The sequence below is a fragment of the Streptomyces kanamyceticus genome (assembly GCF_008704495.1).
In the GTDB taxonomy this organism is placed as follows: domain Bacteria; phylum Actinomycetota; class Actinomycetes; order Streptomycetales; family Streptomycetaceae; genus Streptomyces; species Streptomyces kanamyceticus.
Genome location: NZ_CP023699.1, coordinates 7,228,243 through 7,243,729, shown reverse-complemented (window position 1 = coordinate 7,243,729; position 15,487 = coordinate 7,228,243). Strand labels below are relative to the sequence as shown.

12 protein-coding genes are annotated in these 15,487 nt (G+C 71.1%); 9 read left to right on the top strand and 3 right to left on the bottom strand.

The window, feature by feature from the left end; genetic code table 11:
- Positions 1 to 558: 558 nt before the first annotated feature.
- The 4 genes from CP970_RS31300 to CP970_RS31285 all read left to right on the top strand — a co-directional run bounded on the left by CP970_RS31300 (position 559) and on the right by CP970_RS31285 (position 5,275).
- Positions 559 to 2,415, top strand: a complete 1,857-nt coding sequence (locus tag CP970_RS31300) for a hypothetical protein (RefSeq protein WP_224058846.1) — start codon at positions 559 to 561, stop codon at positions 2,413 to 2,415.
- 61 nt (positions 2,416 to 2,476) lie between these two features.
- The gene (locus CP970_RS31295) at positions 2,477 to 3,382 is read left to right on the top strand and encodes a metal-dependent hydrolase (protein ID WP_055547258.1); all 906 of its coding nucleotides are present in this window, start codon (positions 2,477 to 2,479) and stop codon (positions 3,380 to 3,382) included.
- A 1-nt stretch (position 3,383) separates the two neighbouring features.
- Positions 3,384 to 4,454 (top strand): PDR/VanB family oxidoreductase, encoded by a 1,071-nt coding sequence (locus CP970_RS31290; RefSeq protein ID WP_055547255.1) that lies wholly within the window; start codon positions 3,384 to 3,386, stop codon positions 4,452 to 4,454.
- 74 nt (positions 4,455 to 4,528) lie between these two features.
- The gene (locus CP970_RS31285; protein ID WP_055547253.1) at positions 4,529 to 5,275 is read left to right on the top strand and encodes a TetR/AcrR family transcriptional regulator; all 747 of its coding nucleotides are present in this window, start codon (positions 4,529 to 4,531) and stop codon (positions 5,273 to 5,275) included.
- Here the strand turns inward: CP970_RS31285 and CP970_RS31280 are convergent.
- Positions 5,251 to 5,610 carry a 5-carboxymethyl-2-hydroxymuconate Delta-isomerase gene (locus CP970_RS31280; RefSeq protein ID WP_055547251.1) on the bottom strand — a complete coding sequence of 120 codons (360 nt, stop codon included), beginning with the start codon at positions 5,608 to 5,610 and terminating at the stop codon, positions 5,251 to 5,253. The two genes, CP970_RS31285 and CP970_RS31280, sit on opposite strands and share 25 nt — an antisense overlap.
- 50 nt (positions 5,611 to 5,660) lie before the next feature.
- On the opposite strand from CP970_RS31280, the gene CP970_RS31275 reads away from it, so the two are divergent.
- Positions 5,661 to 6,176: a GNAT family N-acetyltransferase gene (locus tag CP970_RS31275; protein WP_055547249.1), complete on the top strand. Its 516-nt coding sequence runs from the start codon at positions 5,661 to 5,663 to the stop codon at positions 6,174 to 6,176.
- Here the strand turns inward: CP970_RS31275 and CP970_RS31270 are convergent.
- Positions 6,173 to 7,780, bottom strand: coding sequence for a fused response regulator/phosphatase (locus CP970_RS31270; RefSeq protein ID WP_055547264.1), 1,608 nt, complete (start codon positions 7,778 to 7,780; stop codon positions 6,173 to 6,175). The genes CP970_RS31275 and CP970_RS31270 overlap by 4 nt on opposite strands.
- Before the next feature lie 89 nt (positions 7,781 to 7,869).
- The gene (gene pulA / locus CP970_RS31265) at positions 7,870 to 10,575 is read right to left on the bottom strand and encodes a pullulanase-type alpha-1,6-glucosidase (protein WP_317987172.1); all 2,706 of its coding nucleotides are present in this window, start codon (positions 10,573 to 10,575) and stop codon (positions 7,870 to 7,872) included.
- A 165-nt stretch (positions 10,576 to 10,740) separates the two neighbouring features.
- On the opposite strand from pulA, the gene CP970_RS31260 reads away from it, so the two are divergent.
- The 4 genes from CP970_RS31260 (at position 10,741) to CP970_RS31245 (ending at position 15,465) form a co-directional block, all read left to right on the top strand.
- A complete protein-coding gene (locus tag CP970_RS31260) occupies positions 10,741 to 12,180 on the top strand; it encodes an alpha-amylase (RefSeq protein WP_055547247.1) in 1,440 nt (479 codons plus the stop codon).
- Positions 12,181 to 12,305: 125 nt separating this feature from the next.
- Positions 12,306 to 13,601: an extracellular solute-binding protein gene (locus CP970_RS31255; protein ID WP_055547245.1), complete on the top strand. Its 1,296-nt coding sequence runs from the start codon at positions 12,306 to 12,308 to the stop codon at positions 13,599 to 13,601.
- A gap of 62 nt (positions 13,602 to 13,663) precedes the next feature.
- A complete protein-coding gene (locus CP970_RS31250) occupies positions 13,664 to 14,542 on the top strand; it encodes a carbohydrate ABC transporter permease (RefSeq protein WP_055547262.1) in 879 nt (292 codons plus the stop codon).
- Between the two features lie 14 nt (positions 14,543 to 14,556).
- Complete coding sequence (locus CP970_RS31245) at positions 14,557 to 15,465, top strand: sugar ABC transporter permease (protein ID WP_055547243.1); 909 nt, start codon at positions 14,557 to 14,559, stop codon at positions 15,463 to 15,465.
- The last annotated feature ends 22 nt before the right edge of the window (positions 15,466 to 15,487 follow it).

Genomic DNA, 15,487 nt, shown 5'->3' with positions numbered 1-15,487 from the left:
TGTGCTCCGTTCGCACATACCCCCACGTCCCCTCGGGAGCGCGGGCGGCTGCGGGCCGGTGGGGGTGTCCCCACCCCCGCCCGCGCCGTGTTTTGTGCTCCCGTTCCCGTCCCTCGGCGCCGGGGGCTGTGCCCACCCGTGCCGCCCAGCGGCACGCCTGCCCACAGCGGCGGGACCCCCACCGGCCCGCAGCCGCCATCCCGGCCTGAGGGGACGTGGCGGTATGTCCGCCCGGAGCACTGGGGGCCTCGTTCCGAGGTGCCCAAGCCGTGGCGGTACGCCTGGGACGGCGAGGACGGACATACCGCCGCGGCCCCGCCCCACAGCCGAACCCAAGGCGGGTTGCTCCTACAGGAACGGTCCGTCGCGGAGATACGGGTGGGCGGGTGGGCACGCATCCGCCGCGAAGCGGCGGGGTAGTCGCTCCCCCCAAGGCCCAGGGGCCCGGCAAGGTGACCATCTCACCATTCCCTCGTTTAGCTGAACGTGTCGTCGAAAGCGCAGACCCACCCCAAGCCCCATCCCCAGCCCCGGAACAGCGCCAGCGCCCCTGTAGACGTGGAACAGGCCGAAGCCGCCCTCGTCGAGCACTACCCACGGCTCGTCAGGATCGCCTACCTGGTGCTGCCGCCGAGCCTCGGGCGCAATCGCCGGGTGCTGACCGCTCACGCCCTCGCGCAGCGCGCCCTGCCGCGCGGCAGGAAGTCGGGGGACGAGGTCGTCCTCCCCGCGCAGCACGGTGCCCGTGAGCGGCGCAACGGCGACCCGGGCTACGCCTACGTACGGCTGCGGGTGGTGCGTACCGCGCTGGAGGCCGGACTGCCGCTGAAGCGGAAGGCGTGGCCCAAGCGGTCCCAGTTGCCGCCGCTGCTTCCGCAGGTGTGGGGGCTGCGGCTCTTCCCGCGGTCCGGCGGCGCCGATGAACTCGACCTGGACCAGCGGCTCTCCGCGCTGTCCGGCTCCGCACGCGCCGCGTACGTGCTGCGCGGCCTGGAGCGGCTCGACGACTCCGCCGTGTTCGACGTGCTCTGCGCGGCGGGCTGCGCGGACCCCGGTGACGCGCTGGCGGAGGCGGACGGCGTCGAGGCCGGGTACGGGCTCTTGGAGTCGCCGGAGTTCGACCCCTGTTCGCTGCACGCGCGGCCGACCGATCTGATGCGGCGCAGGCAGCACATGAAGGCCGCGGGCGTGGCGGCCGCGGCCGCGCTGGTGTGCGGCGCGCTGCTCGGGCTGCCCGGTGAGGGATGGAGTCCGGACGGCGCCGCCGCCCCGCCGTACGCCCGCAATCCGGCGGGCCAGGCCGCCCTGGATCCGGGCAAGTTGACGACCGCCACCGCGAGTTCGTGGAAGCGTTCGGCGCGGACGGACTTCTCCGTGTGGCCCGCGCGGGGCGATCTCGTCGGCGATCGAGCGCTGTTGCGGCGCGCGCTCGCCGTGTGGGCGCGGCCCGGCGAGTCCGTTCAGGTCTCCGCCACGCCGGGCACCGCGGCGGGGGCGCCGCCGGGGCCCCCGCAGTTGCTCTTCGCCGGTGTGGTGGACGAGACCCGCGTCGTCCTGCTCTACGACGGGCAGCGCATCGCCCGGTACGCGGAGCCGAAGGAGGGCACGAGCGGCGCCGCCCTGGACTTCGCGCGGGTGGACGGCGCGACCGGCGCGGAGGCGAACGCCGTGGTGGTCAGCCGCGCGGACGGCAACGTCCGCTATCTCACCGCTCCTTGGATCGGCTCGGCATCGGTGAGCGATCTGCTGAAGCCCGCCGCGAAGGGGCTGTCCCTGCACCGTTCGGCGGACGGCGTCACCGACCCCTTCGCCAGTCCGGCGACCGCCCGCGACTGCACCTCGTGGAACGCCTTGCGGCTGCGCGACAACTCCGGCACGGTCCGGATGTCGACCGACCTCGGGGAACTCGTCCCGGCGCACCTCACATCGGGACGGCCGGGAGCCCCGCGCGAGGCGTCGCCCGCGCAGTGGGCCAAGTCCGCGTGCTCCCTCGCCTCGGTGCGCTCGCACGGCGTACGGTCCGTGAACTCCTGGGCGTACGCCCGTCAGGCGCTGCCCGAGGCCAACGGCGCCGCCGAGTGGGTCTGCACGCGCGCCGACACCTGGCAGGGCGGCGGCAGCCGGATCCTCGCGCAGTTCCAGACGTCGGGCCCCGCCGGGGCGGTCGCGGCGAAGGCCGAGGACTCGCCGGCGTGCGGCGGCAGGGATCCGCTGGTCCTCGCGGGCGTCCTGTGGAAGTCGCGGGCCGGGAACTGGTACCTGCTCGGCGCGGGCAGCAAGGAGGTCACGTCCATCACCGCGTCCGGCGGCGAGCGCGTGAGCGGCCACGTGCTCGCCGTGCGGACGGAGCGGGCCACCCGGGCCCGGCTCAGTGGCGAGCTGGCGGACGGCCGGAAGGTGGCCACCTTGCGGTAGGCGCAAAGTTCCCGCCGCAGACCCCTGTACCCCCACGACTACCCATCAGTACATTGACACCATGTCTAATACGCAGGGCCGGGCGCCCAAGCCCCTCGCGTCCGAGCACATACCGCTCAAGGCACGCAACGTCTCCTTCTCCTGGGAGAAGACACCGCTCCACTGGCTCCCGAACGACCCGTTCACCACGCACACCATCAATGTGCTGCACCTGCTCCTGCCCGCGGGCGAGCGCTGGTTCGTGCACGTCTACAAGCAGGTGCTCCCGCTCATCCGCGACGAGCGGCTGCGCGAGGACGTGATCGGGTTCATCGGCCAGGAGGCCATGCACTCGCAGGCCCACGACGAGGTCCTGCCGCACCTCAAGGAGCAGGGGCTCGACCCGACGCCGTACACCGCGCAGGTCGACTGGCTCTTCGAGAAGCTGCTCGGCGACCGGACGCTGCCGCCCGGCAAGGCGCGCGAGTGGTGGCTGATGGAGCGGGTCGCGATCATCGCGGCCATCGAGCACTACACCGCCTTCCTCGGCGACTGGGTGCTCAACGCCGACGAGCTGGACCGCAGGGGCGCCGACCCGACCATGCTGGACCTGCTGCGCTGGCACGGCGCGGAGGAGGTCGAGCACCGCTCCGTCGCCTTCGAGCTGTTCATGCACGTCGACGGGGGCTACCGGCGCCGGGCGAGGACCTGGGCCACCGCCTTCAGCGCGCTGGTCTTCCTGTGGCAGCGCGGGGCGCGGTTCTTCATGGAGAACGACCCGACGCTCGTCGACGGCCACGCGAGCTTCAAAGCCTTCTACCGCAGTGGGCGCGCGGGGACCCTGCCCTCCACCGGCGCCATGATCCGGTCCATCCCCCGCTATCTGAGCCGGAGTTACCACCCCTCCCAGGAGGGCAGCACGGCGCAGGCCGTCGCCTACCTCGCCTCCTCGCCCGCCGCCACCGCCGCCGAGAAGGGCGCCGTCTGACATGCCCCGCATCCGCACCGTCGTCCTCGTCGCGGGCGTCGCCCTGCTCACCCGGCGGGCCATGCGCCGCCGCATCGACGCCTCCCCGCTGTGGCCGCTGCCCGCCCTCGCGGAGCCGGTCTCCGGGCAGCCGCGCTCGCGTGCGCTGCGGCTGCGCGTGGCCCGGCACGAGAGCGTCGCCGACGGCGTCGTCCAGCTGCGCCTCACGGGCGAGCGCCTGCCCGCGTGGCAGCCGGGCGCCCATCTGGACCTCGTCCTGCCGTCCGGGCTCGTGCGGCAGTACTCGCTCTGCGGCGACCCCGAGGACTCCTCCTCGTACACCGTGGCGACCCGGCTGATCCCCGCCGAGCAGGGCGGCAGGGGCGGCTCGCGCGAGGTGCACGAGGAGCTGCGGGAGGGCGTCGAGGTGGAGGTGCGCGGGCCGCGCAACCGCTTCCCGCTCGCCGACGCGCCGTCGTACGTCTTCGTGGCGGGCGGCATCGGGATCACCCCGATCCTGCCGATGCTGCGGGCCGTCGAGGCGGCGGGGGCGGACTGGCGGCTGCTGTACGGGGGGCGTTCGCGGGCCTCGATGCCGTTCCTCGAAGAGGTCGAGAAGCTCGGCGGGCCCGCGGGCGAGCGGGTCACCGTCGTCGCGCAGGACGAGGACGGGCTGCCCGATCCGGCCGCCTTCCTGGCCGACAGCGCGCCGGGCACCGCGGTGCACGTGTGCGGCCCCGAGCCGCTCATGGACGCCGTCGCCGCGGCGCTGCCCGCGGACTGCACGCTGCACCTGGAGCGGTTCGCGCCGCGCGCCGTCACGGACGGCGACACCGCCTTCGAGGTCGAACTGCGGCGCAGCGGACGCACGGTGGCGGTGCCCGCCGACTCCACGGTGCTGGCCGCCGTCCGCGCCGAGCTGCCCGACACCGCGTACTCGTGCGCGCAGGGATTCTGCGGGACGTGTCAACAGCGGGTCCTGGAAGGGGAGATCGACCACCGGGACGAGCTGCTCACGGACGCGGAGCGGGACGGTTCGATGCTGATCTGCGTCTCGCGGGCGCGCGGCGAGCGGATCGTCCTGGACATGTGAGACATGCCGGATGCGTGAACTGCCGTACGGGGCCGGTTCGTCGGCGGTTCTGTTCCGCTCGGTAAGGTGTTCGCATGACTACCGGGGTGCGCCGCAGGATGGGTGTCGAGGAGCGGCGGCAGCAGTTGATCGGGGTCGCGCTCGAACTGTTCAGCCACCGCTCTCCCGACGACGTCTCCATCGACGAGATAGCAGCGGCCGCGGGCATCTCGCGCCCGCTGGTCTACCACTACTTCCCCGGCAAACTCAGCCTGTACGAGGCGGCGTTGCGCCGGGCGGCCGATGATCTGGCCGAGCGGTTCGTGGAGCCGCACGAAGGGCCGCTCGGGGCGCGCCTGCTGCGCGTGATGGGACGTTTCCTCGCCTTCGTCGACGAGCACGGGCCCGGCTTCTCCGCGCTGATGCGCGGCGGTCCCGCGGTCTCCTCGGTCTCCACGGGCGGCGCCTGCTCGATCGACACGGCGTCGACGACGAACGCGCTGATCGACTCGGTGCGGCAGGCGGCGTACGACGAGATCCTCAAGCACCTGGGGATCACGGACCCGCCCGCCCGCCTCGAACTCGTCGTGCGTACCTGGGTGTCGCTCGCCGAGTCGACGGCGCTGATCTGGCTGGACGGACGGCGCATCCCGCGCGCCGAGCTCGAACTGCAGCTGGTGCACGACTTCGCGGCGCTCGCCGCGGTGAGCGCCGCGTACGACGAGGAGATGGCGGAGGTGCTGCGCGGCATCCTCGCCGCGGAACCGGCCGACGGGCCGTTCGGCGAACTGATCAGCCGCCTCGTCGCCCTGGTGCCTCAGGCGTCGGCCGACTTGCGGTAGGAGTCGTCCAGGTCCCGGATCTCGGCCGACGCGTGCAGGCGCGGGCCGCCCTCGGTCCGCACGTACTGCCGCAGGAGTTCCAGCGCGCCCTCGGTCACCCGCGCCTTGACCTCGGGCGAACGCCCGGGCAGCAGACCGATCATGACGTGCACGATGCCGTCGTCGCCCGCGCCGTCCCCGACCAGGCTCCCCTCGGTCGGTACGAAGCGGGTCTTGCAGGCGTCCGAGGTGGCGCCCGCGACGTCGACGAGCAGCGGGTGCAGGGCGAGCGCGAACCCCTTGCGGTCGAAGGCGCCCGCGAGCTCCTCGGAGTAGTCGACGGTGATCTGCGGCATGGGCCACCCCTCGTGCGTCCGGTGTCGTGCCCACCTTTACGGTGATCGCCATGACGGCGCAACTGACCTTCCGCGGCGCGGCGGACGACGACACATCGACCCTGGTCGGCCTCTACGACGACGCGGCCCGCTGGATGCTGGAGCACGGCATCGAGCAGTGGAAGCCCGGCGGCAAGGACGCACAGCACTTCCGGCGCCTTATCGGGTCGGACACCCACGAGGTGTGGCTCGCCCAGGACGGCGACGAGGTCGTGGGGGCGTACGAGGTGTGGTGGGACGACGAGGCGGCCTGGGGGGTGCGGCCGCCCGACGCGGGCTACGTGCACCGGCTGATGACGCGGCGCGGGGCCCGCCCCGGCACGGGCCGCGCGATGCTCGCCGCCGCCGAACGGCGGATCGCCGCGGCGGGCCGCGACCTGTGCCGCCTGGACTGCATGACGACGGTGCCCCGGCTGTGCGCCTACTACGAGCAGGCCGGGTACACGGCCGTCGGCGACCTCGCGGGCAAGGTGGCGCCCGACGGGAGCACCTACGGCGTGACGCTCCTGGAGAAGCGGCTGCGCTAAGGGGCGCCCGCCAGGCATACGGCGAGGAGGGCGATGTCGTCGTCCCTGCCGTGGCCGAAGCAGGTGAGCAGGGTGTCGCAGAGGGCCGCGACGCCCGGGGGCGCGTCGGCCGCGGCGGCGCGCAGGTGTTCCATGGAGACCGCGAGGTCCGTGCCGCGGGTCTCGATGAGGCCGTCGGTGACCATGAGGAGCCGGTCGGTGGGGCGCAGGACCGTCTCGGTGGGTTCGGGGCGGCCGAGGCCGAGGCCGAGCAGCGGGCCCTTGGCGTCGAGGTAGTCGGCGGTGCCGTCGTCGCCGACGACGAGCGGCGGGATGTGTCCCGCGTTGGCGACGCGGGTGCGTCCCGTCTCCGGGTCGATGAGCGCGAGGCACAGGGTGGCCGTCCGCTCGGGGTGGTAGCGCTGCAGCATGGTGTCGAGCCGGTGGGCGAGCGCGGCGGGGTCGGGGTCCTCCAGGCAGTAGGCACGCAGCGCGTGCCGGATCTCGACCATCACGGTGGCGGCGTCCAGGGAGTGCCCCACGACGTCGCCGATGGCGGTGAGCAGGCCCTGCGAGGTGTGCAGCGCGGCGTAGAAGTCACCGCCGATCTCCGTGTCGCGGGAGGCGGGTTCGTAGCGGACGACGACCTCGGTGCCCGGCAGCTGCGGGACGTGCGTCGGCAGGAAGCTGCGCTGCAGGGTCAGGGCGATGTGGCGTTCCATCTCGTACATGAGCAGTCGCTCCGCGGCGAGCGCGGTGGCTCCGGCGAGCCTGCCCACGAGACGCCCGGTGTCGGGGTGGATTCCTTGGGCGTACGCGGGGACGGCGAGGCAGACGGGCTCGCAGCCCTCGCGAGCGCGGGCCAGCGAGAGCCGGGCGCCGTCCTGGGGTCCGGTGCCGCCGGGCCCTTCGGCGTGGAAGAAGCCGGGCGGCCAGAGCGGGGCGGCCACGACCGTGGTGTGCACGCCTGTTCGGCCCGCCATGACGCGCCGGGTCAGGCGGGCCACCGCGTCGTGCGCGCCGTCGTCGGGCAGCGAGGCGGTGGACCTGCGCCGGGACAGGCCGCGGTACAGCGTGCCGTCCTCGCCGAGGACGAAGGCGGCGGCGGGTCCCCGGGTGATGCTGGCCGCGCCGACGGCGGCGGCCTCGGCGAGTTCGGTCGGGCAGCGGGCCGACTGCACGTGGAGGACGGTCTCGGCGAGCTGGGCGAGATGCCCTGCGTGCGCCTCGGCGTCGCTGCGGTGCCGGGCACCGCGGGCCACGGCCCGCACGACGGCCTGGATCTCCTCCGGTTCCGCGGGGACCGTCAGATAGGCCTCGCCGCCCGCGTCGAGGCCGCGGCACCGGTCGGCGGGGGCTATCCGGGCGGCCGAGAAGTGCACGACGGGCAGCGCCGCCATCAGCGGTGACTGTTTCATGCGGCGGCACAGCTCGAAGCCGTTCATGTCGGGGAGCCCGACGTCGACGAGGGCCACGTCGGGCAGTTCGCCCGCGCGCTGGCGCACGTCGAGTTCGACGAGGGCCTCGCCCGCGCTCGCGGCGAGCACGACGCGGTGGCCGTCCCTGCGCAGCACGGCGCCGATGGCGTATCTGTTGGCGGCGACGTCGTCGACCACCAGGATCATGGTCTCTGCCTTGTCGTTGACGCTCACGCGGGGCCTCTTCGGGAGTGGTGGGCAGACCCCCCGCGGGCCTGCCCGACCAAGTTAGCGCCCTAGTGCACGCTCCGGGAGAAGACGGCCACGGTCCGCCCGGGAACGGTGAAGATCCCGGAACTCTTCTCGTACGTGGCGGACTTGACGATAGGATCTGCGCCCTTCGCCTGCACCTGGTGCAACGCGTACGCGTGCCCCGCGACCCCCCGTACCCGCTGTTCACGGGTGTCGGGGGTGGCGTTGATGACGACGACGAGGTCACCCGCGCGCAGAGTGATGACCCCCGGTGTCTCCTCCCGACCCGACAGCGGGAAGGAGAGGGTCCGCTGCACGTCCGCGGTGGTGCGCTGCTTGAAGGCGGGCTCGGTCGTACGGATCCTCAGCAGATCCCGGTACGCGGCGGACGTCCGCTCGATGTCCGCGCAGCCGACCCGCACCGACGTCAACAGGGGCTTGGCGTACGGCCACTTGGGTTTGTTGTCGGCGGCCGGAGGCAGCCCGCGCCCGAAGCCGTTGCCGTCGCGGCAGTCCCAGTGCAGGGCGTTGAACCAGTCGCCGCTGTCGTAGGAGTTGCGGTCGAGGGACTTGGAGCGCAGCAGGTCGGTGCCCGCCTGGGAGAGCGCGGGGCCCTGGGAGAGCGCCGCGGTCGCCAGGGCGATGACCTGCATGCGTGAACGGGCGGCGGGCGATGTCGATGTGGGCAGCTTGAAGGCGAGGGCGTCGAAGAGCGTCTCGTTGTCGTGCGCGTCGGCGTAGGCGAGTGCGTCGCCGGGGGCGGCCGCGTATCCGGCGGGCGCGCCGTTGTAGTCGACGTCGGAGCCCTTGACCGTACGGCCCGACGAGTCGGTGAACGTGTAGGCGGCGAGGTTGCCGGTGAGGCCGACCTTGATGAGGTCCTGGTAGTGCAGGAGCCGGGCCTTCTGCTCGGCCGGACTTCCGTTGGCCACCGAGGAGTTGGGGTCGGTGTACAGGCCGCTGGCGAAGCCCTGGACGCCCGGGTCCTCGTCGAAGGGGCCGCCGCCGCGCACCGCGTCGCGGGCCCGGTCGGAGAAGGTCGCGATGCCGGTGCCCGCCATGTTCTTCTGGGTGGCCTGGACGAAGCGGGCGTCGTCGGCGACCTCGCCGAAGTTCCAGCCCTCGCCGTAGAGGACGATGCGCTTCCCGTCCACGCCGTCCTTCTCGGGGGTGAGCGCGTCCAGGGCCTTGCGTACGGCGAGGATGTTGGCCTTGGGGTGGTGGCCCATGAGGTCGAAGCGGAAGCCGTCGACCTTGTACTGCTTCGCCCAGGTGACCAGGGAGTCGACGACGAGCTTGCCCATCATGGCGTTCTCGGGCGCGGTATTGGCGCAGCAGGTGGAGTCGGCGACGGTGCCGTCGGCGAGGAGCCGCTGGTAGTAGCCGGGCACGATCTTGTCGAGCACGGACTTGGGGTCCTGGCCGCTCGCCGCCGTGTGGTTGTAGACGACGTCCATGACGGCGCGCAGCCCTTCGCCGTTGAGCGCCTTGACCATCTTCCGGAACTCGACGGTGCGCCGGGTGCCGTCGGGGTCGGTGGCGTACGACCCTTCGGGCACGGTGTAGTGGTACGGGTCGTAGCCCCAGTTGTACGCGTCGTCGGCGGCGACGGCGCTCACGCACTCCTGCTGCTTGTCGGAGTCGGCGGCGTAGGCGGCGAGGTCGCAGTCGGGCGCCTTCTGGTCGGCCTTGCGCTCGGGGATGGTCGCGATGTCGAAGGCGGGCAGCAGGTGGACGTACGAGGTACCGGCCCTGGCCAGCTTCCTGAGGTGCCGCGATCCCTTGCTGCGGGTGTCGGTGAAGGCGAGGTAGGTGCCGCGGTGGCGGGCCTTGGCCGTGCGGTCGGACGCGGAGAAGTCGCGGATGTGCAGTTCCTGGATCCGCGCGTCGCTCAGGGGCACGGCCTTGGGTTTGCGCAGGGTCGACCAGCCGTGCGGGGCAAGGGACTTGGCGTCCAGGTCGACGGCGATGCTGCGGGTGGAGTCGGCGGTCAGGCCGAGCGAGTAGGGGTCGGTGACCTTGTTGGTGACGACCGCGCGGGCGCCCGGTGACCAGACCTTGACGACGTAGCGGTAGGTCTTGCCGGTCCAGCGCTTCGGTCCCGTGAGGGACCAGATGCCGCTGGCGCCGTCGCGCTCCATGGCCAACGGGGCGCGCCCGCCGTCGAGTTCGAGGGCGACGGACTGGGCGGTGGGGGCCCAGACGGAGAGGGTGACCTTGCCGTCGCGGAAGACGGGCCCGAGCTCGGCCTTCGCGGCGCGGGCGGCGTAGAGGTCGTCGAGCACGCCCTGGGTCTGGACGCCGGTGGCGGTGACGAGGGTGCCGTCGGCGGCGTGCTGGGTGAGGATCACCTGCCCGGTGAGGGCGTGGGCGACGCGGTCGCGGTCGTGGTTCTCGACCCGGTAGGCGGCGTAGGAGGCGAGGTGCGGGAACTTCTCGCGCTGGGCGGGAGACAGACCGCCGGTGATCTTGTGGAGGTCCAACTCGGCTCCACCACGAGTGAGTTCACCGTCCTCCACGGCGAGCTTGCCGTCCCGGTCGGCGACCAGCCGCGTGGTGGCCGCACCCTCGCCGTCCTTCTGGACCGCCACCGTTTCGCGGTCGATCCACTGCGCGGTCGACTTCGCCAGATCGACGGGACCGTCACCGGGAGGCGGCGCCGCCCCCGCCGGTATCGCCGCGAAGAGGGCCGCGACGAGCGCGAGAACGATGCCGGTGACCGCCACGGTGCGGTGCCTGTGCTGGGCCATGACCGGGGAACGTACCGCCAAGTTCCCCTTGCAGCAAGACCTTGCAAGAATTTCCAGTCGACGCATTGACTGGGCCCCTCCCACCCCTCCACGCTCACCACGACACGCAACTTGGTCCGCATGGAACGACGTTGCCCCCCACCGTGAACGTGAAGGAGCCGCAGCATGCCCATACCCCCACGACCGCGGCCACGACGGCGCGCCGCGAGACTGCTCGCGGCGGGCGCCCTGGCCCTGGGCGGCCTCTCCGCCCTGCCCGCCACGCCCGCGACGGCGCGGGCCGCCGACACCGGCGTGCCCAACGGCGACACCATCGCCAACCTCTGGGAGTGGAACTGGAAGTCGGTCGCCGCCGAGTGCACCGACGTCCTGGACCCGGCGGGCTACGGCGCCGTCCAGGTCGCCCCGCCCGCCGAGTCCCTGAAGGCCACCGGCCTCAACTGGTGGGACGTCTACCAGCCCTACTCGTACGGCCTGAACAGCCGCTTCGGTACGGAGCAGCAGTTCAAGGACATGGTCGCCACCTGTCACGGCGCGGGCGTCAAGGTGTACGTCGACGCGGTCGTCAACCACACGTCCGCGCAGCCGGGGACCGGCTACGGCGGCACGAAGATCTCCAACAAGTACGACACCCCCGACTGGGATCCCGGCGACTTCCACCAAGGCGACGACTGCAAGGACGAGGACCTCACGATCGACGACTGGTCGAACCTGAGCGAGGTCCAGAACTGCGAACTGCTCGGCCTGCCCGACCTGGAGACCGAGGAGGACAACGTCCGCAAGGGCATCGCGGGCTACCTCAACAAGCTCACCGGCATCGGCGTCGACGGCTACCGCATCGACGCCGCCAAGCACATCCCCGCCGCCGATCTCGCCGCGATCGAGGGCTACTTGGAGCCCACCGCCTCGGGCGCGAAGCCGTACGTCTTCCAGGAGGTCTACCCGGGCGCGACCCCCACCCCCGGCGACTACTACGGCACGGGTGACGTCCTGGACTTCACGTACGCGAGCAAGCTGAAGGACCAGTTCAGGGGCGACATCTCCAACCTGGAGACGTTCGGCGAGACGTGGGGCTTCGTGCCCGCCGACAAGTCGGCGACGTTCGTGACCAACCACGACACCGACCGCAACGGCTACACCCTGGGCCTGAAGGACGGCGCCGTCACCCGGCTCGCGAACATCTTCCAGCTGGGTCGCGGCTACGGCACCCCGTCCGTCTACGCCAGCTTCACCTGGTCGGACTCCGACGGCGCGCCGCCGAACGCGGACGGCTTCGTCACCGACACGGACTGCGCGGGCGGCTGGACCTGCCTCGACCGGGACACCGCGGTCAAGGGCGCGGTGGCCTTCCACAACGCCACCGACGGCGCGAGCTACACGAACTTCCAGGCCAAGTCGTCCGACGTCATCGGCTTCAGCAGGGGCGACAAGGGCTTCATGGCGCTCAACAACACGTCCGCCGACGCCACGTACACCTTCGCGACGAACCTCGCGGACGGGACGTACGAGAACGTCATCGACGGCGGTGCGAGCAGCGTGACGGTCTCCGGTGGATCGGCCGAGATCACCGTGCCCGCGATGGGAGCGGTGGCCTTCCACCGCTAGGCGGCCCGACAGAAAATGCCCTGCAAGGTCTTTCGCAAGACCTTGCAGGGCTGTTAACTTCCCTCCAGCCCGGCGGCCGTCGAAGGGACGGACGGCACAGCGGGTCCATCCCTCAGGAGTTCACTATGCGACGTGGCATATCGATCGCCGCCGCGGTCTGCGCCCTTGCGCTCACCGCCACCGCCTGCGGCGACGACGGTGACGACGGCTCGACCGGCAAGGCGAAGGACGCCAAGGACATCTCCGGCTCCCTCACCTACTGGGACACCTCGGACGCCACGACCGAGGCGCCGGTCTACAAGAAGCTGATCGACGACTTCGAGAAGAAGTACCCGAAGATCAAGGTCGACTACGAGAACGTCGAGTTCGCGTCGATCGAGCAGAAGTTCAAGTCCGCGGCCAAGACCGGCAAGGGCGCCCCCGACGTGATGCGCGCCGACGTCGGCCTGATCCCCGAGTACGCCTCGCTGCACTACATCGCCCCCCTTGACGGCACCCTCGCCCTCAAGGGCGGCACGGACGACTTCACCGAGGGCCCGCTGAACACCACGAAGTACCAGGGCAAGACGTACGGCGTCCCTTCGGTCACCGACACCCTCGGGATCCTCTACAACAAGAAGCTCTTCAAGAAGGCGGGCATCGACAAGGCGCCCACCACCTGGGACGAGTTCATCGAGACGGCGAAGACCATCAAGAAGAAGACCGGCGTCGAGGGCACCTACCTCAACCCCGACTCCTACTTCCTGCTCCCCTTCCTCTACGGCGAGGGCACCGACCTCGCCGACACGAAGTCGAAGAAGATCACGATCAATTCGCCGGAGGCCGTCAAGGCCGTCACCACGGCGAAGAAGGTCTACGACCAGGCGTCCGCGAAGGTCGACTTCGCCAACTCCTACGACAACATGCAGACCTCGTTCAAGAACGGCGAGGTCGCCATGCTGGTCCAGGGCCCCTGGTCGGTCACCGACGACCTCTCCGGCAAGGCGTTCAAGGGCGACGAGGGCAACCTCGGCTTCGCCCCGGTCCCCGCGGGCTCCACGGGCAAGCCGCAGGCCCCCACCGGCGGCCACGACCTCACCGTCTACCAGGGCTCGGAGAACCTGGACGCCGCCTACCTCTTCACCCAGTTCATGACCTCGTCGCAGAGCCAGCAGAAGGTCGCCGAGGGGACCGCGACGCTGCCGACCCGCGAGTCGGCGTACACCCCCAAGGTCCTTGAGGACCCGCGCATCAAGGGCTTCCACCCGATCATGAAGACCGCCCGGCCGCGCGTCGCGCTCCCCCAGGTCGGCAGCCTCTTCACGCCGCTCGTGCAGCAGTACACGAAGATCCTTCAGGGTGACGTCTCCGTGAAGTCCGGCCTGGACGCGGCCGCCAAGGACTTCAAGAAGCTGCTGCCCGGCTACACCATCGGCAGCTGAGGCAGACTCACGTGATCACCGCACTTCGCCACTCCTGGCAGAAGTACTGGTACGCCTGGGCGATGGTGGCGCCGGTCGTCATCGTCCTGGCCGTACTGGTCCTCTATCCGCTGGGCTACGGCTTCTACCTCTCGCTCACCGACGCCAACGAGGCGAACGTGGCGCGGGACATCGGGGCCTTCCACGCCCCCGCGACGTACAAGATGGTCTGGTTCGACAACTACTGGTCGGTCCTGTCCGGCGCGGACGGCGACTTCTACCCGCGCCTGATCTGGACGGTCATCTGGACCCTGTCCTGCGTCGTCCTGCACATCGCCATCGGCATGGGCCTCGCGCTCCTGCTCAACCGGCAGATGCGCGCCAAGCTGCTCTACCGCGCCCTGCTCATCCTGCCGTGGGCGGTCCCCGCGTTCGTCGGCGTCTTCGCCTGGCGCCTGATGCTCAACTCGCAGTACGGCGTCTTCAACGACATGATCACCGCGGTCGGCCTGCCCGCCCAGAACTGGCTGGCGACCCCGTTCGCCCAGAAGACCGCCGTGATCATGGTGAACGTCTGGATCGGCGTCCCCTTCAACATGGTGGCGCTGCTCGGCGGGCTCCAGTCCATCCCCAAGGAGCTGTACGAGGCCGCCGAGATGGACGGCGCGTCCCCCTGGCAGCGGTTCGTGCACATCACGCTGCCCGGACTGCGTCCGGTGACCAACACCGTGGTCCTTCTCGGCTGCATCTGGACGTTCAACATGTTCGCGGTGATCTACCTCCTGCTCGGCCAGAACACCACCGGTGAGGCGGACATCCTCGTGACCTTCGCCTTCCGCAAGGCGTTCACCGGAGTGTCCGACTACTCCGGCGCGGCCACCTACGGAATCGTGATCCTCGCCCTCCTCCTCGCCTTCTCGACCTTCTACCGCCGCCGCCAGCTCAAGACCGAGCAGGCCTGAGGGGGCTCCTCACCATGACCTCAGCAACCACCCACTCCCCGGCCTCCGTCACGGCTCGCGCCGAGGCCGCCGCGCCGCGCGCCAAGAAGGTCCGCGGCCGCGAGGAGCGCTCCACGCTCGCCTCCGTGGCGCTGCACGGCACACTGATCCTGGCGAGCCTGGTCGCCGCGTTCCCCGTCGTGTGGATCGTCTTCATCTCGCTGGGCCCCAAGACCGCCTGGCAGAGCCCCGGCGAGGTGCTCGGCAACCTCAGCCTCGACAACTACGCCAAGGTCCTCACCGACACCGACTTCCCGCAGTGGTTCGGCGCCTCGGTGATCGTCGCGGGCGGCACCACGGTGCTCGGCGTGTTCCTCGCGGCGAGCGCGGGCTACGCGGTGTCGCGGATGCGGTTCCCCGGCCACAGGCAGCTGATGTGGTCCTTCCTGGTCACCCAGATGTTCCCGATGGCCGTCCTGATCGTGCCGCTGTACGAACTCCTGGCGCGCTTCGACCTCATCGACAACTACCTGGGGCTCATCCTCACGTACGCGACGACCGCGGTGCCCTTCTGCGCCTGGATGATGAAGGGGTACTTCGACACCATCCCGCACGAGATCGACGAGGCGGGCCGGGTGGACGGCCTCACCCCGTTCGGCACGTTCTGGCGGCTCATCGTGCCGCTGGCCAAGCCAGGACTCGCGGTCACCGCGTTCTACAGCTTCCTCACCGCGTGGGGCGAGGTCGCCTACGCCTCGCAGTTCATGGGCGCCGACCACTACACCCTGGCCGTCGGCATCCGCACCTTCGCCACCGAGTCCCGCGCGGACTGGGCCATGATGACCGCCGCATCGGTGCTCATCCTGATCCCCGCGACGCTCGTCTTCCTCCTGGTCCAGCGCAATCTGGTGTCGGGCCTCACGGCCGGCGGCACCAAATCCTGACACCTCATCAGCCCCGTTAACT

Coding starts and splice junctions, on each gene's coding strand:
- CP970_RS31295 (WP_055547258.1), top strand. CDS start 2,477: ATGTCTAATACGCAGGGCCGGGCGCCCAAGCCCCTCGCGTCCGAGCAC.
- CP970_RS31290 (WP_055547255.1), top strand. CDS start 3,384: ATGCCCCGCATCCGCACCGTCGTCCTCGTCGCGGGCGTCGCCCTGCTC.
- CP970_RS31285 (WP_055547253.1), top strand. CDS start 4,529: ATGACTACCGGGGTGCGCCGCAGGATGGGTGTCGAGGAGCGGCGGCAG.
- CP970_RS31280 (WP_055547251.1), bottom strand. CDS start 5,610: ATGCCGCAGATCACCGTCGACTACTCCGAGGAGCTCGCGGGCGCCTTC.
- CP970_RS31275 (WP_055547249.1), top strand. CDS start 5,661: ATGACGGCGCAACTGACCTTCCGCGGCGCGGCGGACGACGACACATCG.
- CP970_RS31270 (WP_055547264.1), bottom strand. CDS start 7,780: ATGATCCTGGTGGTCGACGACGTCGCCGCCAACAGATACGCCATCGGC.
- pulA (WP_317987172.1), bottom strand. CDS start 10,575: ATGGCCCAGCACAGGCACCGCACCGTGGCGGTCACCGGCATCGTTCTC.
- CP970_RS31260 (WP_055547247.1), top strand. CDS start 10,741: ATGCCCATACCCCCACGACCGCGGCCACGACGGCGCGCCGCGAGACTG.
- CP970_RS31255 (WP_055547245.1), top strand. CDS start 12,306: ATGCGACGTGGCATATCGATCGCCGCCGCGGTCTGCGCCCTTGCGCTC.
- CP970_RS31250 (WP_055547262.1), top strand. CDS start 13,664: ATGGTGGCGCCGGTCGTCATCGTCCTGGCCGTACTGGTCCTCTATCCG.
- CP970_RS31245 (WP_055547243.1), top strand. CDS start 14,557: ATGACCTCAGCAACCACCCACTCCCCGGCCTCCGTCACGGCTCGCGCC.